20 protein-coding genes are annotated in these 21467 nt (G+C 66.2%); 18 read left to right on the forward strand and 2 right to left on the reverse strand.

What is annotated here, in order from left to right:
• Positions 1-4 precede the first annotated feature (4 nt).
• The 16 genes from DOM32_RS04725 (at position 5) to fabG (ending at position 15887) form a co-directional block, all read left to right on the forward strand.
• On the forward strand, positions 5-859 hold the full coding sequence (locus tag DOM32_RS04725) for a putative selenate ABC transporter substrate-binding protein (protein WP_071231884.1): 855 nt from the start codon (positions 5-7) through the stop codon (positions 857-859).
• 5 nt (positions 860-864) lie between these two features.
• Positions 865-1563: an ATP-binding cassette domain-containing protein gene (locus DOM32_RS04730; RefSeq protein WP_071231883.1), complete on the forward strand. Its 699-nt coding sequence runs from the start codon at positions 865-867 to the stop codon at positions 1561-1563.
• Positions 1560-3056, forward strand: a complete 1497-nt coding sequence (locus DOM32_RS04735; protein WP_071231882.1) for a PhnE/PtxC family ABC transporter permease — start codon at positions 1560-1562, stop codon at positions 3054-3056. Before DOM32_RS04730 ends, DOM32_RS04735 begins: the two co-directional genes overlap by 4 nt.
• A 249-nt stretch (positions 3057-3305) precedes the next feature.
• Positions 3306-3995, forward strand: a complete 690-nt coding sequence (locus DOM32_RS04740; protein WP_071231881.1) for a beta-ketoacyl synthase chain length factor — start codon at positions 3306-3308, stop codon at positions 3993-3995.
• A gap of 149 nt (positions 3996-4144) precedes the next feature.
• Positions 4145-4411, forward strand: coding sequence for a phosphopantetheine-binding protein (locus DOM32_RS04745; RefSeq protein ID WP_071231880.1), 267 nt, complete (start codon positions 4145-4147; stop codon positions 4409-4411).
• 16 nt (positions 4412-4427) lie between these two features.
• Complete coding sequence (locus tag DOM32_RS04750; protein WP_071231879.1) at positions 4428-5054, forward strand: COG4648 family protein; 627 nt, start codon at positions 4428-4430, stop codon at positions 5052-5054.
• Complete coding sequence (locus tag DOM32_RS04755; RefSeq protein ID WP_083387336.1) at positions 5041-6789, forward strand: ApeI family dehydratase; 1749 nt, start codon at positions 5041-5043, stop codon at positions 6787-6789. Before DOM32_RS04750 ends, DOM32_RS04755 begins: the two co-directional genes overlap by 14 nt.
• Positions 6790-6792: 3 nt before the next feature.
• Entirely contained in the window at positions 6793-7548 is a 756-nt protein-coding gene (locus DOM32_RS04760) for a glycosyltransferase family 2 protein (RefSeq protein ID WP_071231878.1), read from the forward strand.
• Positions 7545-8534 (forward strand): LpxL/LpxP family acyltransferase, encoded by a 990-nt coding sequence (locus DOM32_RS04765; protein WP_071231877.1) that lies wholly within the window; start codon positions 7545-7547, stop codon positions 8532-8534. The genes DOM32_RS04760 and DOM32_RS04765 overlap by 4 nt, the downstream gene beginning before the upstream one ends.
• Positions 8535-8575: 41 nt before the next feature.
• Complete coding sequence (locus tag DOM32_RS04770) at positions 8576-9130, forward strand: outer membrane lipoprotein carrier protein LolA (RefSeq protein WP_071231876.1); 555 nt, start codon at positions 8576-8578, stop codon at positions 9128-9130.
• Positions 9127-11457, forward strand: coding sequence for an MMPL family transporter (locus DOM32_RS04775; protein ID WP_071231875.1), 2331 nt, complete (start codon positions 9127-9129; stop codon positions 11455-11457). Before DOM32_RS04770 ends, DOM32_RS04775 begins: the two co-directional genes overlap by 4 nt.
• Positions 11450-12748, forward strand: coding sequence for an NAD(P)/FAD-dependent oxidoreductase (locus DOM32_RS04780; RefSeq protein ID WP_071231874.1), 1299 nt, complete (start codon positions 11450-11452; stop codon positions 12746-12748). The genes DOM32_RS04775 and DOM32_RS04780 overlap by 8 nt, the downstream gene beginning before the upstream one ends.
• Positions 12745-13332 carry a DUF3261 domain-containing protein gene (locus DOM32_RS04785; RefSeq protein ID WP_071231873.1) on the forward strand — a complete coding sequence of 196 codons (588 nt, stop codon included), beginning with the start codon at positions 12745-12747 and terminating at the stop codon, positions 13330-13332. Before DOM32_RS04780 ends, DOM32_RS04785 begins: the two co-directional genes overlap by 4 nt.
• A gap of 19 nt (positions 13333-13351) precedes the next feature.
• Complete coding sequence (locus DOM32_RS04790; protein WP_110631700.1) at positions 13352-14533, forward strand: beta-ketoacyl-ACP synthase; 1182 nt, start codon at positions 13352-13354, stop codon at positions 14531-14533.
• A 50-nt stretch (positions 14534-14583) separates the two neighbouring features.
• Positions 14584-15108 (forward strand): hotdog family protein, encoded by a 525-nt coding sequence (locus DOM32_RS04795; RefSeq protein WP_110631703.1) that lies wholly within the window; start codon positions 14584-14586, stop codon positions 15106-15108.
• A 41-nt stretch (positions 15109-15149) separates the two neighbouring features.
• A complete protein-coding gene (gene fabG / locus DOM32_RS04800; RefSeq protein ID WP_110631706.1) occupies positions 15150-15887 on the forward strand; it encodes a 3-oxoacyl-ACP reductase FabG in 738 nt (245 codons plus the stop codon).
• A gap of 133 nt (positions 15888-16020) precedes the next feature.
• On the opposite strand, the gene DOM32_RS04805 is transcribed toward fabG, so the two are convergent.
• Positions 16021-16209, reverse strand: coding sequence for a hypothetical protein (locus tag DOM32_RS04805; RefSeq protein WP_071231869.1), 189 nt, complete (start codon positions 16207-16209; stop codon positions 16021-16023).
• A gap of 225 nt (positions 16210-16434) precedes the next feature.
• On the opposite strand from DOM32_RS04805, the gene mutS reads away from it, so the two are divergent.
• On the forward strand, positions 16435-19017 hold the full coding sequence (gene mutS, locus DOM32_RS04810; RefSeq protein ID WP_110631709.1) for a DNA mismatch repair protein MutS: 2583 nt from the start codon (positions 16435-16437) through the stop codon (positions 19015-19017).
• Between the two features lie 253 nt (positions 19018-19270).
• On the forward strand, positions 19271-19594 hold the full coding sequence (gene fdxA, locus DOM32_RS04815; RefSeq protein ID WP_110631712.1) for a ferredoxin FdxA: 324 nt from the start codon (positions 19271-19273) through the stop codon (positions 19592-19594).
• A 395-nt stretch (positions 19595-19989) separates the two neighbouring features.
• Here fdxA and eno read toward each other — a convergent pair whose 3' ends face one another.
• Complete coding sequence (gene eno, locus DOM32_RS04820; RefSeq protein WP_110631715.1) at positions 19990-21282, reverse strand: phosphopyruvate hydratase; 1293 nt, start codon at positions 21280-21282, stop codon at positions 19990-19992.
• Positions 21283-21467: the final 185 nt, after the last annotated feature.

The following is a 21467-nucleotide window of genomic DNA, read 5'->3' on the forward strand; positions in this document are numbered from 1 at the left end:
TCCCATGCGCTGGATGTTTGCCCTGGTTCTGTCGATCGGCTGTTCGCTCGCCCATGCCGACGAGACTTTCCGCTTCACGGCCATCCCCGATGAGGACCAGTCTCGCCTGGTCGAACGCTTCTCCAAGGTTGCCGATTACCTCTCGGATCGGCTCGGCGTCGATGTCGAATACGTTCCCGTCACGTCCTATGGCGCCGCGGTCACCGCCTTCCGCAACGACCAGGTACAGCTTGCCTGGTTCGGCGGCCTCTCCGGCGTCCAGGCCCGCCAACTGGTGCCCGGCTCGCAAGCCATCGCCCAGGGCAAGGAAGATGCCGAGTTCGTGAGCTACTTCATCGCCAATACCGCCACCGGCATCGAGCCGCAGCAGGAAGCGCTGCCCGAATCCGTGGCCGGCCACTCGTTCACGTTCGGCGCCAAGACCTCGACGTCCGGTCGCCTGATGCCGGAGCACTTCATTCGCCAGCGCTTCGACGAGGCTCCCGAGCAGGTCTTCTCCCGCGTGGGCTTCTCCGGTGATCACACGCGCACCATCGCGCTGGTGGAATCCGGCACCTACGATGTCGGCGCGGTGAACTTCACCGTCTGGCAGGCTGCCGTCGAGGATGGGCGCGTCGATACCGACAAGGTCGAAGTGATCTGGGAATCGCCGACCTATCCGGACTATCAGTGGACGCTGCGCGGCGACGCCGACGAGCGTTACGGCAAAGGCTTCACGCAGAAGGTGCAGCAGGCACTGGTCGACATGACCGATCCGGCACTGCTGGAGAGCTTTCCGCGCTCGGGCTTCATTCCGGCCAGCAACGATGACTACGGCCCGATCGAGTCGGTCGGGAAGTCCATCGGCCTGCTGCGCTGAGACCCATGCCGCTACTGACTTTCGATAGCGCCGACCTGGGCTACGGGACGCAGGTGGTGCTGCCGGCGTTGACGCTCTCCCTGGAAGCCGGCGAGCGCGTGGCGCTACTGGGTCAGAGCGGCGCCGGCAAGTCGACGCTGCTTGCCGAGATTCGTCGCCGGCTGGGCAATACCGCCGCCTGGTGCCCGCAGGGACACGGGCTGGTGCCACTGCTCTCGGTCTATCACAACATCTATATGGGGCAGCTCGAACGGCACGCCGCGCTGAGCAACCTCTTCAACCTCCTCAAGCCTCGTCGCCAGGCGTGGCAGACCATCGAAGCCCTGGCTGACGAGCTGGGCCTCGAAGGATTGCTGCGCCGCCCCGTGGCGCAGCTTTCCGGCGGTCAGCGCCAGCGGGTCGCGATCGCCAGAGCGTTCTACCAGCAGCGCGAGGTCTTCCTTGGCGACGAACCGCTGGCCAGCGTCGATCCTCATCAGGCGCTGCGACTGCTGGAGCATATCCAGACTCGCCATGCCTCCAGCGTCATCGCCCTGCACCAGCATCGGCTGGCGCTAGCGCATTTCGATCGGGTCATCGGCCTGCGTGACGGTCGGATAGTCCTGGATGCCCCAGCGCGAGAGCTGACGCTCGCCCAGCTGGACGCGCTTTATCCGGATGCGAGGAAATCGAGTCGCGGGACCGAGGTAGATGCCACGACATGAGCGCGCCTCCCGGACTGCTGCAAGGCAATAGCCCTGGACTCACTCTGGCACGCCGCTCGCTGGCGCTGATTCTGCTGTGCCTGCTGCTGCTCCCCTTCGCCGACCTGCGGATCGTCGCCGTCGATCCGTGGGGGGAAGTGTGGCGAATGGCGCAAGGTTTCGTCCGGCCCGACTTCGTCGCGCTGGAAAGCCCGCTTCGAGCGATCGCCCTGACCGTCAGCGTCGCGCTATGGGGAACCCTCATCGGCGCCGTGCTCGGCTTCCCGCTGGCGCTGATCTTTCATCGCTCGCGGCTCGTGCGCGCCTTCTGCGCCTTCATGCGCGCCATCCATGAGCTGTTCTGGGCGCTGCTGTTCCTGCAGGTCTTCGGCCTCTCCGCGGTCACCGCGCTCGCCGCGCTGGCGATCCCCTACGCCGGGATCTTTGCCAAGGTCTACGCAGAGATTCTGGAACTCACGCCGAAAGCCCCGACGGAGGCGCTGCCTGCCGGCACCGACCGGCTGTCCCGCTTTCTCTATGCCGAGCTGCCGCTGGTCTGGGAACGGCTTGCCAGCTACACCCGCTACCGTTTCGAATGCGCCATGCGGGCCAGCGTGCTGCTCGGCTTCGTGGGGCTGCCGACGCTCGGCTTCTATCTCGAGAGCGCCTTCCGCGAGGGGCGTTTCGGTGAAGCCGGGGCACTGCTGTGGCTCTTCTATGCCCTCGTCGCCACGCTGCCGTGGTGGGGGCATCGCCGGCTGTTGTTACCGCTGCTGATCGGCGCGCTGTTCTTTCTGGGGCCGTGGCCCGATGTCGATGGCCATCTGCTATGGCGCTTCGTCAGCCATGATCTGTGGCCGGCACCGCTACTCGACGGGAACCTGGCCGGTCTGGGGTCGTGGCTGTCCAGCCTGCCGGACCTGCTGCCGGCCATCGGCAATACGCTACTGTTGGCATTGATGGGCACCGTCGGCAGCCTGGTACTGGCGCTGCTGTTGTGGCCGCTGGCCAGCTTTCACTTCGGCCACCCATGGCAGCGCTTCGGCGGCCGGCTGCTGCTGGTCGTATTGCGCTCGACGCCGGAACTGATGCTCGCCTTCATCTTCCTGCTGATGCTGGGGCCTTCGATGCTGCCGGCCTGGCTCGCCCTGGCCCTGCATAACGGCGCGCTGATCGCCTTTCTGGTCGCACGCCACGCCGACGGCCTGACGATCGGCATGGCGGATCTGCCGGCCTCCGGACGCTACGCCTACGAACTGCTGCCGCGCCTTTACCCCAACCTGCTGGCACTGCTCTGCTATCGCGCGGAAGTCATCATGCGCGAAACCGCCCTGCTCGGCATGCTGGGTGTCGCCACGCTGGGCTTCTACATCGACTCCAGCTTCCAGTACCTGATGTTCGATCAGGCCTTCTTTCTGCTGCTGGTCACCGCCGGCCTCAACATCGCCATCGACACCATCTCCCGCCGTTTCCGGCCTCGCGACGTCCCGCTCGACGATCCCTGTAGTCGCTAGGGGCCGGTTTGTGGGCCAACGCCCGTCGATATTTGATCTGTATCAAGTTCAACCGAGGAAACCGAGGGTAGGCTTATTCAGGCCCAAGGGATCGTCCTCCCGGGGTGCGTCGAACCCCGGTTCGGCGCTCTGATGCCCTCCGCCCATGGCGCCACCCTCCTTCAGAATGCATAAAGCTTGCACCGCGCTGACCTTATTTTCCGTTATGATGCGTAAAGTTGCAGCAATACGGATCGTTGAAACGACGCCATGACGGACCTTTACCTACAGGATTGGCGAGCCTGGACACCTCACCGCGAAACCGACGGGGAATCCCGGCTCGACACGCGTGACAAGCCTGCCGGCAAGGCCATTCCCTCGATGTTGCGGCGCCGTCTCAACCTGCTCGGACGCGCGGTTTGCGACATGCTCTTGGACCTCGATCCCAGTGCAGACGCCATCGTGCTTCACGCCTCTCGTCATGGCGACGGCGAGCGCACGCTGGAGATGCTGTACGGCTTGACTGAAGGCGAGCCGCTGTCGCCGGCGCGTTTCGGCCTGTCGGTACACAATGCCATCGCCGGCGTCTACTCGATCGCCAGCGGCAATCGACGCAGCCAGCAGGCGATCGCAGCCAGCGGCGGCGAGTGGGCCGCCTTGATCGCCGAGGCGCGCGGCTATCTCGCCGACGACCATTCGAGCGTCGTGGTCGTTTTCAGTGACCAGCCCGTTCCTCGACGCTTCGCCGCCTACGCGCCGGAATCCTGCTCGGCAGCCGTTGCCCTTCGAATCGGCCAGGCCCCGGCCCCCGATGCACGACGACTCTCGGAAACCTCGGTCACGGTGGAGACGCCGACCTTGCAGCCACTCGACATCATCGACTGGCTGATGGACAAGCGTGCGACCGTGGCGTGTCCCATGAGCCGCCGTGGTTGGCAACTCGCCAGCGTTCGGCCATGATCCGCAGCCCATGACATGACGTTTACCGCATGACATTTCCCGAGGCCGAAACGACAGGCCTGCACGCCGGACGCCACCGGCAACGCGCCCGATGCGGGATCGAGCGCCCGCAACTGATAATGAACGAGTGACAAGGACGACCAAGACCGATGGCAACGACAGCGCTGGAACACGAACTCAAAGAGATGATCATCGAGACCCTGGAACTGGAGGATGTCACGCCGGATGACATCGACCCCGACGAGCCGCTGTTCGTCGAAGGGCTGGGGCTCGACTCCATCGATGCGCTGGAACTGGGGCTCGCGCTGCAGAAGCGCTATGGCATCACGCTGGAGTCCGAAGCGGAATCGTCGCGCCAGCATTTCGCCAACCTGCGAAGCCTGGCGGCACTGGTCGAATCGCGTCGCCAGAAATGAACCCGGCGGTGTCCTCTTGATTCCGTCAGCGCCTGCCCAGGGCCGCAACCGCCTCCTGTGGGCCGCAGCGGGTCTCGTTGGCCTGCTCTGGCCGCTGGTGGTGCATTATCTGCTGCCGCACTACGGTGCCTGGCCCTTGCTGATCGCGCTCGCCGCCATCGCCTGGTGGCGCCTGCCGCCGGCACAGCGCCGCTGGGGCTGGGGCCTGCTGCCGCTGCTCCTGCTGTTGATGATGACCGACAGTGCCGAGCTGGGGCTTCGCCTGTGGCCGGTGGTGGTGAACCTCGCCCTGCTGCTGCTCTTCTCCCACGGACTGCGTCACCCGCCAACGCTGATCGAGCGACTCGCCCGTCGCCAGGAACCGGATCTGCCGCCTCATGCCGTACGCTATACCCGCCGAGTCACTCAGGCCTGGTGCGTGTTCTTCGTGCTCAACGGCAGCGTGGCGCTGATCACCGCGATCCATGCCGATCTCGACGTCTGGGCCTGGTACAACGGCGGCATCGTCTACGCGCTGATGCTTGCGATGTTCCTGGGCGAATGGTGCATCCGCCAGCGCGTCAAGCGCCGGGCCGCAGCGCATGACGAGAGAATGCATGACGCAGCAGGACACGACGAAAAGAGGCCGCATGACGTTTCGTGAATTGAGCGCGCGCCCATGGCGCCATCGCCCTCTTTCGGAGCCCTTCGCCTGGCTACCGCCGGAGGGCAATACGCCCGCGCGCTGGTTCAGCGTCGGCGAGTGGCACGGACGGATCGGCGCCTGGCAGCAACAGCTGCTCGACACGCCCAACGACAGCGACAGCTGGCGACTCTACGAGCCGGATCCGATCGAATTCGGCGCCGCCCTGATCGCGATCTGGGAACGCGGCGACCGCGTCGTCCTGCCGGCGGACAACCAGCCGGAAACGCTATCGGGCCTGCGCGACGCGGGCGTCGTTCTGGGATCGAGCGGGCAGACGCCGGAACAGATGCCGTCGACAAGGCTCCCGAGCCGACCGCCTCGGTGGTCCTCCGAACCGCTGCCCGCCGTCGCCGTTTCGCTCTATACCTCCGGCTCCAGCGGCGATCCGCAGCGGATCGACAAGCGTTTCGACCAGTTGGATGCCGAACTCGCCACCCAGGCATCGCTCTGGCCCCTGCGCGGCCAACTGGTGGTCAGCCAGGTCAGCCACCAGCATATCTACGGACTACTGTTCTCGATCCTGCGTCCGCTCTGCGAGGCCAGCCCCTTCTCGGCGCAGCCTTGCCGCTACCCGGAGACCCTGCATACCTGGCTGCGGTGCTGTAAGACGGAAGGCCGCCGGATCGTTCTCGTCAGCGCCCCACCGGCACTGTCGCGGCTACCGGAAGCGCTCGACTGGCAGCCGGAGCGCGCCGTCCTGGAGACCATATACAGCTCCGGCGCGCCGTTATCGAAGGGTGCCAGTGACCAGGTCTTCGAGCGGCTCGGCAAGCCGGTTCACGAGATCTACGGCAGCTCCGAGACCGGCGGCATCGCCTGGCGCGTTCAGCAGCGCGGTTCGGCGTGGACCGCCCTGCCCGGCGTCGAGGTGCGTCATGACGAGGAGAGTCGCCTGTGGCTGCGCTCTTCCCATCTGGAGACGCCGAACCAGTGGCAGCGCCAGGCCGACCTGATCGCGCCGACCGATGACGGGTTCGAGCTGCTGGGCCGGGCCGACCGCATCGTCAAGATCGGCGGCAAGCGACTCTCGCTGACGGCCATGGATCGCGCCCTCGCCACGCTGCCCGGCGTCGAACGGGCGACCACCTGGACACTGCAGCGGCGCGACCTGCGGCTGGCCGCGGTCATCCAGCTGTCACCCGACGCGATGCCACATGACCACCGACAGCGTCGCGAAACGGTGAAACGGCTGCGCAGGGCACTCGCCGCGCGCTTCGAGACCCCGGCGCTGCCCCGCTACTGGCGCTTCGTCGATCACTGGCCCACCAACACCCAGGGCAAGCTGAGCGCGGAGATTCGTCAGCGGCTGTTTCAGGATCTGGAAGACCGACGCGCACCGCGCTGGCTGGGCGAGCGCCCGCACGAGAGCGGCTGGCGCATCATTCTGGAAGTGCCCGAGCACTGCATCTATGTCGACGGTCACTTCGACGGCCAGCCCGTCCTCCCCGGCATCGCGCTGGTACACTGGGCGATGCAGCAGGCGCGCCGGCTGTTCGCCATTGACGCCGATTTCAGCGGCCTCGAGCGGCTGAGATTCCCGCAGCCGCTGCTGCCCGGCGACCGCTTCGAGATGACGCTCGAGCATCGCCAGGACGACGCCGGGGCGAGCCTGCGCCTCGAGTGCGACAGCCAGCGCGGCAAGCACGTCAGCGGCCGCATCGCGCTAACGGCCCGGCAAGAGCTGAAGAGGTAGTCGATGTCGAGTGAAGATACCGCCCGCATCGCGGTGCTGGTCCCCGTCTACAACCACGCCGAAGCCATCGGCCAGACGCTGGCGCGGCTCCGGCTGCTGGACCTGCCGATCATCCTGATCGACGACGGTAGCGACGCCCACTGTGCCGGCGTGCTGGACGATCTCGCCCGCGATCCACAGGTGGACCTGGTCAGGCTGCCCGTCAATCGCGGCAAGGGCGCCGCCATCCGCGCAGGGCTGGCGCGAGCCGCCGAGCGCGGGCTCACCCACGTGCTCCAGGTGGACGCGGATGGCCAGCACGAGGCCAGCGACCTGCCGCCTTTCATCAAAGGGCTTCGCGCCGACGACGAGATCCTGCTGCTCGGCTATCCGCGGTTCGACGCCAGCGTCCCCAGACACCGTTTCTATTCCCGCTACATCACCCACTCGCTGGTGTGGCTGGCGACGCTGTCGTTCGACCTCCGCGATACCATGTGCGGGGTCAAGCTCTATCCGGTTGCCGCCGTCAATCGCCTGATCGCCGAACACCCCTGCGGGGACCGCATGGAGTTCGACAGCGAGCTGCCGGTGCGCTGGCACTGGCAGGGCGGGCGCGTCGGCAATCTGCCGGTGCGGGTGCACTATCCGATCGATGGCGTCTCCCACTTCAAGCTGTGGCGAGACAACGTGCTGCTGGCCCGCATGCATCTGCGTCTGGCGCTCGGCATGCTCGGACGTCTTCCCATCCTCTTGCGACGCCGCCAGGAAACGCCTTCATGACACCGATCAGCAGCAATCCCAATCACTGGTCGAGAATTCGCGAAACCGGCACCGCCGGCGGCATTCGCGCCATGGTCTGGATCCGGCGCAAGCTGGGCCGGCTACCGTTCCAGATCATGCTGCTATTGGTGATCGTCTACTACTACATCGCCCACGGTCTGCACCGACGCGCTTCTCATACCTACCTGACCAGGCTGTGGCGGCATCTTCACGGTCAGCCCCCCAGCCATCTGACCTGGCTGAGCCTGCGCCACTTCCGCAGCTTCGGCCAGAGCCTGATGGACAAGATCGACGCCTGGAGCGGCATCCCGCCGGCGCTCAGCTTCGAGGGCGACACTCGAGAGCGCTTTCGCCAGGCGGTCGCCGGCGGACGCGGGGGCATCATGCTCGTCTCCCATGTCGGCAACATGGAGATCTGCACCGCGATGAGCGACATGCAGGACGATTTCCGCGCGACGCTGCTGATGCACACCCGTAACGCGCAGCAGTTCGACGAAGTCCTCGCTCGCTCGACCCACCGCGAGAATCCGCCGGAGATCATCGAGGTCAGCGAGATCACCCCGACGACGGCGATGAAGCTGGGCCGCCGGATCGCGGAAGGTGGTTTCGTGGTCATCGCCGCCGACCGCGTGCCGATCAGCGACAGCGGCCGCGCCCGTACCCTGCCCTTTCTGGGCCACCCGGCACGATTCCCGGAGGGGCCGTTCTGGCTGGCCAGCCTGCTGCGCTGTCCGGTCTACACCATCGGCTGCTTTCGCGAGGCCAAGGGCTACCGCGTCGATTTCGACCACTTCGACGATACCAGCGAACTGAGCCGCCGGGATCGGGCAGCTTGGATCGACAGCGCCATGCAGCATTATGTCGACTGGTTGACACGGCAATGCGAGAAGACGCCGCTGCAGTGGTTCAACTTCTTTCCCTTCTGGCTGGATTGCGACGACGCCCACCCGGACGCCGGCTCCGAGGACGGGCGACCCGCCGGCTGACCCTCGCCACTCGAGACCTGAAACCCCAAAAGGACTTCCGCATGCCGCTTCGCCGATGGTTGATCACGCTTCTGCTTCTACTGGCGCCATTGAGCGCCCAGGCCTTCGATCTGGACGACCTGCAACGCCAGCTCGCCGCCACCCCGGCATTGGCAGGCAGTTTCGAACAGCAGCGCGAACTGGCGGATCTCGATAGCTCTCTCACCAGCCGGGGCACGTTCCTCTTCGAGCGCGGCAAGCGCGTCGTCTGGCAGCTCGAAACCCCGGTCGAGGAGCGCATCGAGCTCACCCCGGAAGCGATCACCAATGGCAGCGGCGAAAGTGCGCCCCCCGGCGGCGAACAGGTGGCCCAGCTGTTCCTGCAACTGCTGGAAGGGGACTGGCAGGCGCTGGAGTCGCGCTTCACGCTGGCGCTCTCCGGCGATCAGGATGCCTGGCAGGTCGCGCTGACCCCGAAAGAAGCGGCGCTGCGTGAACGTATCGCCGGAATCACCCTGCAGGGTGATCGCACCATCGATCGTCTCGACATGCGCACGCCGAATGGCGACCGGCTCGAGGTTCGTCTGTTCGACCAGCACCCGCTGAACGGTTCATGAGCCGCGCAGGCTATCGCCGGCTCGGCTGGCTCTGGTTCGCGGTTCTGGCGCTCTGCACCATCTGGCTCGGATGGATGCTGCGCCACGGATTGCCCGCCGATACCGACCTCACCGCGCTGCTGCCCGCCGATCGGCAGGCGCCGCTGATCGAGCAGGCGGACCGCGAACTGGGACGCGGCTTCGAGAATCGCTTCCTGCTGCTGCTCGGCGACGACGAGCGCGTCACGACGACCCGGGCATTGGGGCAGGCGTTGCAGACGCTGGTCGACGACTGCCAGCTTGCGGCCATCGACTGGCGCGAGCTGGATCTGGCCGATGCCGATCCTCACGACTGGATGGGCCAGTGGCGCTATCGCCTGCTGACACCGGAATGGCAGGAAACCATCGATCGCGGCGACGCCGGCACGCTGGTGGAGCCGGCGCTGCGCCGGCTGTTCTCGCCGACGGCACGCCCGGACCCCGTCGCCGACCCTTTCGGCCTGCTGGATACCTGGCTTGCACGCCTGCCCGGCAGCCCCATCGGGGCCGCCGATGGCCTGCTGACGCTGGGTCGCGACGGCCGACAGTGGAGCGTGCTGATCGGCGAACTCGAGGGCTCGCCCTACGACCAGCCGATGCAGAACGCTCTGCACGCGACGCTCGAGCAGTTCCAGCAGCAGCATCCCGACGCCGAGCTGCTGCGCTCCGGCCTGGTGTTCCACGCCGCCGCCGGCGCGCGCCAGGCGAAGCACGAGATGTCCACCATCGGCGCGGCCTCCCTGCTCGGGGTGCTGCTGATCATCGGGTTCGTCTTTCGCTCGCCCCGGGTGCTGCTGCAACTGATGGTGCCACTGCTGGCCGGCTCGCTGTTCGCGCTGACATTGACCCTGGGTTTCTTCGGCCGCCTGCACCTGCTGACGCTAGCCTTCGGCGCCAGCCTGATCGGTATCGCCATCGATTATGTGCTGCACCTGCAGTGCGATCGCGCCATCACCGGCGCCGGGTTCCGCCTGCGCCGGCTGCTGCCGAGTCTCGCGCTGGGCCTGATCTCGAGCGTCGTCGCCTACGTGGCGCAGGCGCTGACACCGATGCCGGGATTGCGCCAGATGGCCGCCTTCGCCGCCTTCGGCCTTGTCGGTGCCTGGCTGACGGTCGTGCTGTGGCTGCCTCGCTTCACGCTTCATGCCAGCCCGTTCACCGCACGTCTGGCGACACGCTGGTGGCGGCTGTGCCAACCTCGCTGGCGGTTGCCGCCCTGGCTCGCCCTGATCGGCGCCGTCGTGCTGGTCGTCATCTGCGCCGTCCGCCTGACCAGCGACGACAGCCTGGAGCTGCTCAACCCCTCGCCGGCGGCGCTGATGCAGGACGAGCAGCGGGTACAGCAACTGCTCGATCGCGATACCGGCAGCCGTTACTTCCTGGTTCAGGCCGAGGATACCCAAACGCTGCTGGCCCGGCTCGACTCGCTCGACACCGCGCTCGATCGCGCCATTGCCGACGGGCTCGAAATCGACTTTCAATCGCTGGCCGACGCAGTGCCGACGGCAGCGCAGCAGCAGGCCAACCTGGCAAGGGTGCGTTCCCTCTATGGCGAGCCATTAGACGATCTGATCCGGCGCGCCGGATTACCGGCCGAGGTGGCCGAGAAAGCCAGGGCGCGGCTCGACACCTCTGCCCCGCTGACCGTGTCCGACTGGCTGGACACGCCGCTGGGGCAGTACCAGCAGCGGCTATGGCTGGGCGAGACACCGGAGGGCGGCGTCGCCGCGATGGTGGTCGTCTCCGGGGCCAGAGACGCCGAGACCGGGCGCACCCTGCAGGCAGTGGCCGAGGCCGTGGGCGGCCCGCAAGCCAGGGTCGAGTATGTCGATCGGGTCGACCGGATCGGCGCCTTGCTCGGCGAGCTGCGCCGCCATACCGCGCTCTGGGTCGTGCTGGCGATGGCGTTGATGACGCTGGCGCTGGTGTGGCGGTATCGGCGCCGCGCGTGGCGCGTGATCGTGCCGCCCTTCGGTGCCACCCTGATCGTGCTGGCGGCCTTCGCCCTTGGCGGCGTCCCGCTCAATATCTTCAACCAGTTGGGCCTGCTGCTGGTCTTGGGGATCGGGCTGGATGCCGGCATCTTCAACGTGGAGCACGCCAGACAGCCATCCGCCTGGCTCGCGATCACGCTGTCGACCCTGACCAGTCTGCTGGCGTTCGGCATGCTCGCCTTCAGTGCCACGCCGGCGCTGCACTATCTGGGTCTGACCTGCCTGATCGGGCTGGCCAGCGTGTGGGTTCTGGTTCCCTGGGTAAGACCTGTCGATCCAGACCGGATCCATCAACAGGAGAACGAACATGGCTGAAGTCGATCACGATGTCATCGTCATCGGTGCCGGGCCGGCCGGGGCCGCGGCCGCCGCACGCCTGGCAGCCTTCGGCCGACGCGTGCTGGTGGTCGAGCGCAGCCACTTTCCCCGCTTTTCCATCGGCGAAAGCCTGCTGCCGCAGTGCATGAGTCATCTCGAGGAGGCCGGTCTGCTGGAGAGCGTCCTGGCCGCCGATTACCAGCCCAAGAATGGCGCCGCGTTCACCCGCGACGGCCTGGAGACGGCAATCGACTTCCGCGAGAAGTTCACCCCGGGCTGGGGCACCACGTTCCAGGTCGAACGCGCCGATTTCGATCATCGGTTGATCGATGGCGCCCGCGACCAGGGTGCAGAGGTCGAATTCGGCGTTACCGTCACCGCGTTCCGGGCCGACGACGACCGCCCGCAGGTCGACGTGGTCGATGAATCCGGCAACGCCCGCACGCTGACCGCCCGATTCGTGCTCGACGCCAGCGGCTATGGCCGTGTGCTGGCCCGGCTCGAGCATCTCGAGCGCGACGCGCGTCAGGATCCCCGCACGGCGCTGTTTACCCACGTCGAGGCCTACCCTGCGGATTCGAGCCACGATCGCGAAAAGATCCTGATCGGCGTGCATCCCGACGATGCCGGCATCTGGTACTGGCTGATCCCGTTCCGGCACCAGCGTGCCTCGGTAGGTGTGGTCGGCGAGACCGAGCGCCTCGAAGCCTACGGCGCCACCCCGGCAGCACGATGGCAAGCGCTGATCGATGCCGAACCCCGTTTCCGCCAGCTCCTCGAAGGCGCTCGGCCCACGCGTGCAGTGGGCGAGCTCAGCGGCTACTCCGCCGATGTGACACGTCTGCACGGCCCCGGCTATGCGCTGCTGGGCAATGCCGGCGAATTCCTGGACCCGGTGTTCTCGTCCGGCGTGACCATCGCCCTGCGGTCGGCCAGCCTGGCGGCGCCGCTGGTCGACCGCCAACTGGGTGGCGATGCGATCGACTGGCATGCCGAGTTCGAGGTACCGCTGCGCGAGGGTATCGAGACGTTTCGCGCCTTCGTCGATGCCTGGTACGACGGCCGCCTGCAGACGATCATCTTCCATGCCGACGCGCCGAGCGACATCAAGAGGCGCATCAGTGCCATCCTGGCAGGATACGCGTGGGACCGAAGCAATCCGTTCGTCAGCGCATCGCGTCGTCATCTCGACACGCTCGCGGCCATCTGCGAAAGGCAGGCGGAGTCTTCGACGACACAGACCGAGACCCCACGGCCGCCCGCCCGGGCGACGGAGAACAGACCATGAAGCGCAGCCTGCGGCCGCTAGGGCTACTCTGTCTGGCGATGGTCCTGAGCGCCTGCAGCCTGACGCCGCCGGTATCACCGACGCCGCCCCTGGCCGCCGCGACCACCGCCGATACCTTGAAGAGTCGATTGACGTTCCAGCCTGACGAGGGCGAACCCCGTACGCTGATCGCCTTCATCCGCATCGATCCCGACCGACTGCGAGCCGTGCTGGTCACGCCGTACGGTCAGCGCGTGACGACGCTGGTCCGCGATGCCGACGGCGCGCGATTCGAGGCCGGCGACGCCCCGGGCGAATCGCCGCTGCCGATCCCGCCAGCGTGGCTGGCATCGCGCCTGGAGTGGAGCCTGTGGCCGCTCGACGCCTTGCGTGACGCCTTCGACGGAAGCGCCTGGCAGGTCGTCGACGACTCGGCGCATCGCGACATTCTCTATCGCGGCGAGCTGGCCGCCCGCATCACCCCGGTGCCGGACCGCGAACACGCCAGGACGCTGACCCTGGACGATCGCCAGGGCGACTATCGACTGACGATCGACCCGATGCAGGCGCGCGATGATGGAGAAGCGCCAATGGAGAAGAACTAATGCAGAAGAACGCTGACTCATGAGTGCTGTCTTTCCCTGTCGCCTGTCCCGCCCCGGCGTCGTCTGCTCGCTGGGTGACGATCTGGATGCGATCGCTCGCGCGCTCTTCGCTGGCGAGCGCGGCCTGACGACCAGCGATGCCTTCACTCCGGGCCGCCCCCTGCCCCTGGGCCGGGTCGTCGGCGAACTGCCGGACGTCACCGGCTGGCCGAAGAATCACCGCAGCCGCAACAATCGTTTGCTGGCGCTGGCGCTGGAACGGCTAGAGGCGGAAATCGAACCGCTGCTGACCCGGGTGCCCAGCGATCGGATCGGCGTGGTGATCGGCACCAGCACTTCCGGCATCGGCGAAACCGAGCTGGCGCTGGCCGCCAGCGGCCGTGAAGGGCCGCTGCCAGAGGACTTCGCCTACGCCCGCCAGGAACTGGGCGCGCCGGCACGTTTCATTGCCGAGCGGCTGGGCAGCGCCGGGCCCTGCTATTCCCTCTCCACCGCTTGCAGTTCCAGCGCCCGGGCGCTGGCCAGCGCCAGGCGTCTGCTCAAGAGCGGCCAATGCGACGCGGTGATCGCCGGCGGCGCGGATAGCCTTTGCCGCCTCACGGTCAACGGCTTCGCCAGCCTGGAAGCCGTCAGCGACGCGCCCTGCCTGCCCTTTTCCCGCCATCGCGACGGGATCAATCTCGGCGAGGCGGCGGCGCTGTTCGTGGTTACCCCGGAGGCCGGCGGCATCCAGCTTGCCGGCGTCGGCGAGAGTGTCGATGCGCACCACATCTCGGCTCCGCGTCCCGACGGCAGCGGCGCCGCCGAAGCCATGCGCCAGGCAATGGCGATGGCCGGACGCGATCCGACGGAGATCGACTATCTCAACCTCCACGGCACCGGCACACCGCTCAACGACAGCATGGAGGCCGCGGCCGTCGCGACGCTGTTCGCCACGCCCCCGGCTTGCAGCTCGACCAAGGCGCTGACCGGCCACACTCTGGGCGCGGCCGGTGCACTTGAGGCGGCGTTCTGCTGGCTGGCTCTGGATCGCGGCCATCTGCCGATACACGTCTTCGACGATGACTACGACCCGGACATTCCGGCCCTGCCATTGGTGACGCAAAACGCCACGCCGGCGCGCCCGCTGTGTCATGCCCTGAGCAACAGCTTTGCCTTCGGTGGCAACAACGCCAGTCTGCTGCTGTCCCGGGCCGATTGAAGCGCTGGCTTGCCCGGAAAGAGAAACGCAAGAACGACGACGGAATTCCCTTGACTGCATCCGATACGCCTTCGCTCCCCTGCCCCGTCGCGCCGCTGGTCCCCCACGCCAGAGGCATGTGCCTGCTGACGCAACTGGTCGAGGTCCGCGAAGAGGGGGCGACTGCCGAAACCGTGACCCGGCGCGACGATCTGTTCGCCGAGCCCGACGGCATCCCGGCGTGGGTCGGTGTCGAGTGGCTGGCTCAGGCCGTCGCCGCCTGGGCCGGTTTCCGGGTCGTCGCATCGGGCGAGGCACCGGCCCCGGGTCTGTTGCTGGGCGCCAAACGCTATCGTGCGCGCGTGCCGGTCTTCGATTTCGACCAGCGGATCCGTGTCACCGTCACCATCGACTTCGTCGCCGACAATGGCGTCACCCAGGTCAGCGGCGCGCTGTACGCCATAGAAAAGCATGCCATCGAAAAGTACGACATCGGAAAGCACGCCACGGCGGTGCCGGACGATGCCGAGCCGCTGGCTCGCGGCAGCCTGACGCTCTATCGCCCCGCCGCGATGCCGGCACTGAACGGCGCCTGACGCCCTGACTTCACCATTCGCAGCTCTGCGCTCGAGGCCCCATGGAAGAACGACATCCCGAGACGATTCTGGTCACCGGCGCCAATCGCGGCATCGGCGAAGCGATCGCCAGACGCCTGGCCCGCGACGGCCACGATCTGGTACTGCACTGCCGGCGCCCCGGCGACGACATCGACGCGGTCAGGGCCGCAGTGGAAGCCGAGGGACGCCAGGCGCGCATCGTCCACTTCGACGTCGCCGAGCGGGAAACCGTCAAGGCGGTGCTGGAGGCGGACATCGCCGAGCACGGCTGCTACTACGGCGTGATCTGCAACGCCGGCATCACCGCGGACAAGCCCTTTCCCGCGCTGACGGGCGAGGACTGGGACAGCGTGCTGCGAACCAATCTGGACGGTTTCTACAACGTCCTGCATCCGCTGGTCATGCCGATGATCCAGCGGCGCCGGCCCGGACGTATCGTCGCGCTCTCGTCGATGTCCGGATTGATAGGCAATCGCGGCCAGGTCAACTACAGCGCGGCCAAGGCCGGCATCATCGGCGCCAGCAAGGCGCTGGCCGTCGAGCTGGCCAAGCGCCGCATCACGGTCAACTGCGTCGCGCCAGGGTGGATCGAGACGCGCATGACCGATGAGCTGCCCCGCGACGAGATTCGCAAGCTGATTCCCATGCAGCGCACCGGGACCGCCGAGGAAGTCGCCGGCACCGTGAGCTTTCTCTGCTCGGCGGATGCCGCCTACATCACGCGTCAGGTGATCGCGGTGAACGGCGGCATGTATTGATCGCTCGTTCCAGCACCGAGCTGAACGGTTCATGCTTCCGGCAAGGTGTTCGTCCGGCCGCCCGGCAACGAGCCGGCTCGAAACAAGTGGCTGATCGAGCCCCGCCGATCCAGTCCCATCATAGCAGCGGGCATCACTCCGGCTCGCGGGGCTCCCGGACGGGCGGTGTCATCACTGCCGGTTGACGAGCCGCCAGCTCGGCGACGGCGATCTCCAGCAGAACCACGGCCAGCTCACTGACATTGACGTTACGTTTGCTGGCCTCGGTCGCCAGTAGTCGATAGGTGGAATCGCTGAGGTGGTTGAGCACCAACCGGGCCATATGGGAGTCCTCGAGTGCCGGTTTCTGACACTGTAACGAGTTATCGACGGGTACTCAGGCTGAAATCACTAGACCTGAGGCATGATCCCCTCTAAGGCAGGCAGGCCGTCGACCCCGCGCCGTGCTGGACCCGGCCACGGCGTGGTAACCTTGCCCTTCACCGTACGACCCGGCATTTCGATGCCCCCTCTGTGCCCCAAGAATCGACGGAGCTTCCGAGACACCATGCAGGACGTGGCCTCCAGCAAGAGCACTCAGCATACGCCGATGATGGCGCAGTACCTCAAGATCAAGCGCGAGCATCCTGACGTACTGCTCTTCTACCGGATGGGCGATTTCTACGAGCTGTTCTTCGATGATGCCAAGCGGGCATCGCGGCTGCTCGACATCACGCTGACGGCGCGCGGCCAGTCGGCGGGCAAGCCCATCCCCATGGCCGGCATTCCTTACCACAGTGCCGAGTCCTACCTGGCCCGGCTGGTGAAGTCCGGCGAATCGGTGGCGATCTGCGAGCAGATCGGCGATCCCGCTACCTCCAAGGGGCCGGTCGAGCGTCGCGTCGTGCGTATCGTCACGCCGGGCACGCTGCACGACGAGGCGCTGCTGGATGCCGGGCGCGACAACCTACTGGTGGCTCTGCACCAGACGGGCAACTGCTGGGGGCTTGCCTGGCTCGAACTCTCCAGCGGCCGCTTCAGCGTGCTCGAGGTCGAAGGCGAAGCCGACATGCTGGCCGAGATCCATCGCCTGCAGCCCGCCGAACTGCTCGCCGCCGAGAGCCTGGACCTGCCGCCCTCGCTGGCCGCCCGAACCGGCCTGCGCCGCCAGCACGACTGGCACTTCGATCTGGAGACCGCCCACCGGCTGCTGTGCGACCAGTTCGAGGTCGCCGATCTGCGGGGATTCGGTTGCACGCATCTCGAGACCGCACTGATCGCGGCCGGCGTGCTGATCGACTACGCACGGGATACCCAGCGGTCGCGCCTGCCCCATGTCACCGCGCTGGGCGTCGAGAGCCGCGACGAATCCGTAGTGATCGATGCCGCCAGCCGGCGCAATCTCGAGATCGACATCAACCTCGGCGGCACCGGCGACAACACCCTGGCCAGCGTACTCGACACCACCGTCACGCCGATGGGCTCGCGGCTGCTCAAGCGCTGGCTCAACCGCCCGCTGCGGGATCGCGCCCAGATCGGCGGGCGCCAGGCCGCCGTGCAACTGCTGCTGGACAATGACCAGTACCTGCTGATTCGCGAGCCACTCAACGAGGTCGGCGACGTCGAGCGCATCCTGGCCCGCGTGGCGCTGCGCAGCGCCCGGCCGAGAGATCTGGCCCGCCTGCGCGATGCGCTCAACGTGCTGCCGGCGCTCCAGGGCGACCTGCAGCGCATCGAAGGCGAAAGCGCACTGAACGATCTCGCCCGTCATATTCATCCCTATCCCGAGCTCGCCGAGACGCTCACCCAGGCGCTGATCGACAACCCGCCGGTGGTGATCCGGGACGGCGGCGTCATCCGCGAGGGTTTCGATGCTGAACTCGACGAGTATCGCGGCCTGGCCGAGCACGCCGGCGATTATCTGGTCCAGCTCGAAGTCCGTGAGCGCGAACGTGCCGGCCTGCCGGGTCTCAAGGTCGGCTACAACCGGGTCCACGGCTACTACATCGAGATCCCCCGCGCTCAGGCACGCGAGGTGCCGGCGGACTATATTCGTCGCCAGACGCTGAAGAATGCCGAGCGTTTCATCATCCCCGAGCTCAAGGAGTTCGAGGACAAGGCGCTCTCCGCCAAGTCCCGCGCGCTGGCACGGGAAAAGCTGCTCTACGAGAGCCTGATCGACACCCTCAACGCCGATCTCGACGCGCTGCAGGCCACCGGCCGGGCGCTAGCGGCGCTGGACGTTCTCTGCGCCTTCGCCGAGCGTGCACAGACCCTCGAATTCGTGCGCCCGCAACTAATGGAAACCCCCGGCTTCAATATCGTCGGCGGCCGCCATCCGGTGGTCGAGCAGGTCAGCCAGCATCCGTTCGTGCCCAACGACCTGCGTCTCGACGAGGATCGCCGCATGCTGGTGATCACTGGCCCCAACATGGGCGGCAAGTCGACCTACATGCGTCAGGCGGCGCTGATCGCCCTGCTCGCCCATACCGGCAGCTTCGTGCCGGCGGACAGCGCCGAGATCGGCCCGGTGGACCGGATCTTCACCCGTATCGGTTCCAGCGACGATCTGGCCGGCGGGCGCTCGACCTTCATGGTGGAGATGACCGAGACCGCCAGCATTCTCCACAACGCCACCTCGGAAAGTCTGGTGCTGATGGACGAGATCGGCCGTGGCACCAGCACTTTCGATGGCCTCTCGCTGGCGTGGGCCAGCGCCGAACACCTGGCGGCCCAGCGCGCCTTCACGCTGTTCGCGACCCACTACTTCGAGATGACCGCGCTGGCCGAACAGCAGGAGACGGTCGCCAACGTCCATCTGACGGCCGCCGAGCACAAGGATGGCATCGTCTTCATGCACCGGGTCGAGGACGGCCCCGCCAGCCAGAGCTACGGCCTGCAGGTCGCCCAGCTCGCCGGCGTGCCGCAGCGCGTGATCGCCCGTGCCCGCGACAAGCTGGCCAGTCTCGAGCAGCCCGCAGCCATGCCGGTCGCCACCGACGCCCGCACGCAGTCCGCCGGGCCGCAGCAGGCGGACCTGTTTGCCGCGACGCCGCACCCGGTACTGGAAGCGCTGGGGTCGCTGGACGTCGACTCGCTGACGCCGCGGGCCGCGCTGGACCTGCTTTATGCCTGGCGCGAGCAGTGCTGAATGGCCTGGTGGCTATAACGCCATTCCTCGATGTTCCACGCCGCGGCTTGCCGGAGCTGGCGCCGCCCGCCTAAAATATGGCGCCATTCGAACAGCACGCGGCGGCACCGTGGAAACGGTGATTTCAAGAACGTCTTCATATCCGCCAATGCCGCGACAAAGAGCTGTGACCAAGAGCCATGACCAAAAGCCATGAAAAGGGTTGTGACAAAAGAAGCCACATGACCGGGCCGTCAATCAGGAGAGATCACCCATGACGTTCGTCGTCACCGAGAACTGCATCAAGTGCAAATACACCGACTGCGTCGAAGTCTGCCCGGTGGATTGTTTCTACGAAGGACCCAACTTCCTCGTCATCCACCCCGATGAGTGCATCGACTGTGCGCTCTGCGAGCCGGAATGCCCGGCGGAGGCGATCTTCTCGGAAGACGAGTTGCCCGAAGGCCAGCAGCAGTTCATCGAGCTCAATGCCGAACTCGCCGAGGTATGGCCGAACATCGCCGAGCAGAAGGACCCGCCGGAAGATGCCAAGGAGTGGGATGGGAAGCCGAACAAGATCGAGCTGCTCGAACGCTGATTTGCTATTGCGCTTGGCCATACTGTGTTGAAATCAATCTCAAAGTGCTCATTTACAACTCGTAAACTCCGCTTTTTAGATTGATTTCGCCTTGTCTGGCCTGAGCTCATTACGCAAATCGGGCGCTCGCTGCCTAAGAACGCAAGAAGGCCGCTCGATGAGCGGCCTTCTTGCATCTACAAACCAAAGTCTTCGCTACGAGTTTCAGCAAGCTACTTTTAGATCGCCATCGATGTCGCTCGACTGACTTGAAGCGAAAACCGTCCTTGGGAAGGTTGAATAAATAGCCGAACGGAGTAAAGCACAAGGCGCACGGCGCACAGGAACCGGAGCCTATGGGTTATAGGTGAGGATTCCGCGCACCGTGCAACGTAGTGATTTGCCCGTGCAGGCATTTATTGGCCCTTGATCGCCTTTAGGCCCGGATAGGCGGCCTTGTCACCCAACTCCTGCTCGATCACCAGCAGGCGGTTGTACTTAGCGACGCGATCGGAGCGGCACAGCGAGCCGGTCTTGATCTGGCCGGCGGCGGTGCCCACGGCGAGATCGGCGATGGTGGTGTCTTCGGTTTCGCCGCTACGGTGGGAGATGACCGCGGTGAAGCCGGCATCCTGCGCCATCTTGATCGCATCCAGCGTCTCGGAAAGCGAACCGATCTGGTTGAACTTGATCAGAATCGAGTTGCCGATCTTCTCGTCGATACCGCGCTTCAGGATCCTGGTGTTGGTGACGAACAGATCGTCGCCGACCAGTTGGATCTTGTCGCCAAGCTTGTCGGTCAGCGCTTTCCAGCCATCCCAGTCCGACTCGTCCATGCCATCTTCGATGGAAACGATCGGATACTGGTCGCAGAGATCGGCCAGATAGTCGGTGAAGCCTGCGGCGTCGTACTGCTTGCCTTCACCGGCGAGATCGTAGGTGCCGTCCTTGAAGAATTCGCTGGAGGCGCAGTCGAGCGCCAGCGTGACGTCCTTGCCCAGGGTGTAGCCCGCGTCGCTGACCGCCTGCTTGATGACTGCCAGCGCTTCGGCGTTGGAGGAGAGGTTCGGCGCGAAACCGCCCTCGTCGCCGACCGAGGTGGAAAGCCCTTTGGCAGAGAGCACCTTCTTCAGCGAATGGAAGATCTCGGCGCCCGTGCGCAGCGCTTCGCGGAAGTTCGGCGCGCCCACCGGCTGGATCATGAATTCCTGGATGTCGACGTTGTTGTCGGCATGCTCGCCGCCGTTGAGGATGTTCATCATCGGCACCGGCATGGTGTACTGGCCCGGCTGGCCGTAGAGTTCGGCGATGTGAGCGTAGAGCGGCACGCCCTTCTCGGTCGCCGCTGCCTTGGCCGCGGCCAGCGAAACGGCGAGAATCGCGTTGGCGCCCAGGCTTGCCTTGTTGTCGGTGCCATCCAGCGCCAGCATGGCGTCGTCGAGAGCGCGCTGATCGCTGGCGTCCATGCCCAGAAGGCGCTCGCGGATCTTGCCGTTGACGGCCTCGACGGCCTTCAACACGCCCTTGCCCAGATAGCGCGACTTGTCCCCGTCACGCAGTTCCAGCGCTTCGCGAGAGCCGGTGGAAGCACCGCTGGGCGCACAGGCGCTGCCCGTGATGCCGCCGCTCAGCGTGACCTGTGCCTGGACGGTGGGGTTGCCGCGGGAATCGAGTACTTCGAGGGCGCGGATATCAACGATCTCAGCCATGTTACGTCGTCCTGTCGGTTGAAAAATCAATGATCGAGGGTGAAGCGCCCGGCTCTTGCGCGGACTCCGGGCGCGATGATTCGGTCATGGTAGCAGTTCTGGAGCTTATCCAGCGTTGGCGGGTCAGGTCCAGCGTCTCCAACGATGGCGGGGGATGAATCGCTTCATCCCCCGCCGGTCATTCG

Source organism: Salinicola salarius, assembly GCF_003206135.1.
In the GTDB taxonomy this organism is placed as follows: domain Bacteria; phylum Pseudomonadota; class Gammaproteobacteria; order Pseudomonadales; family Halomonadaceae; genus Salinicola; species Salinicola salarius.